This is a genomic window from Escherichia sp. E14S1 (assembly GCF_004211995.1).
In the GTDB taxonomy this organism is placed as follows: domain Bacteria; phylum Pseudomonadota; class Gammaproteobacteria; order Enterobacterales; family Enterobacteriaceae; genus Escherichia.
The window spans coordinates 1-1,314 of the sequence record NZ_RHJQ01000031.1 but is presented as its reverse complement, the minus strand read 5'-3'; the positions used below and the strand labels follow the sequence as shown (position 1 = coordinate 1,314).

Annotated in this window: 1 protein-coding gene; it reads left to right on the top strand. The window is 50.0% G+C overall.

Annotated elements, in window-relative coordinates:
• Window positions 1-72 precede the first annotated feature (72 nt).
• A complete protein-coding gene (locus tag D9734_RS21835; protein ID WP_130210523.1) occupies window positions 73-1,281 on the top strand; it encodes an IS256 family transposase in 1,209 nt (402 codons plus the stop codon).
• Window positions 1,282-1,314 lie beyond the last annotated feature (33 nt).

Sequence of the window (1,314 nt, the reverse complement as noted above, 5' to 3'; positions counted from 1 at the left end):
GAGCCTGTACATAGATTTGTGTAATTGCCTGATTTTGATATGTTCAATTCAACATCAAATGAAGGTTAAATTATGGACGACAAACAATTGCAGGCTCTGGCTAACGAACTGGCCAAAAATCTCAAAACCCCTGAAGATCTCAGTCAGTTCGATCGCTTGCTCAAGAAAATCAGTGTTGAGGCTGCTCTCAACGCTGAACTGACTCACCATCTGGGACATGAAAAAAATCAGTCCAAATCGGGAACCAACTCCCGTAATGGCTATTCCACGAAAACCGTCACCACTACCGACGGGCCGATGGAATTACGTACTCCACGTGATCGCGATGGTTCCTTCGAACCACAACTGGTGAAGAAAAATCAGACCCGCATTACCGGCATGGACAACCAGATCCTGGCGCTGTATGCCAGAGGGATGACTACCCGCGAAATTACCTCAGCCTTCAAAGAAATGTACGATGCAGACGTCTCTCCGGCGCTGATATCGAAAGTCACCGATGCCGTAATCGACCAGGTTGTAGAATGGCAAAACCGTCCTCTGGATGCGATTTATCCCATTGTTTATCTTGACTGTATTGTCCTGAAAGTACGGCAGGACAGCCGGGTTATCAACAAAGCGGTGTTCCTGGCTCTGGGTATTAACCTTGATGGTCAGAAAGAGCTGCTGGGTATGTGGCTGGCCGAAAATGAAGGTGCAAAGTTCTGGCTGAATGTACTGACGGAACTGAAAAATCGCGGCCTGAACGATATCCTTATCGCCTGTGTGGACGGCCTGAAAGGCTTCCCGGAAGCGATTAATGCCGTCTACCCGGAGACGCAGATCCAGTTGTGCATAGTACACATGGTACGCAACAGCCTTCGGTTCGTGGCGTGGAAAGACTATAAAGCGGTAACCCGTGACCTGAAACAGGTTTACCGCGCAGCCACGGAAGAAGGCGCGTTGCAGGCGCTGGATGCGTTCGGGAAGGAATGGGATGCACGGTACCCGCAGATAAGTCGCAGCTGGCGGGCAAACTGGCCGAATGTTGCCACCTTCTTCGTGTACCCGGAGACGATCCGCAAGGTTATCTACACCACTAACGCAATCGAATCGCTGAATAGCGTCATCAGACATGCGATAAAGAAACGGAAAGTGTTCCCGACAGATGAATCGGTGAAAAAAGTGGTGTGGCTGGCTATCCAGTCAGCCTCACAGAAATGGACGATGCCACTTCAGGACTGGCGGATAGCCATGAGTCGCTTTATTATCGAGTTCGGTGACCGCCTTGACGGTCACTTCTGAGAAAGGCATTTACACAGAATGATGTACAGGCTC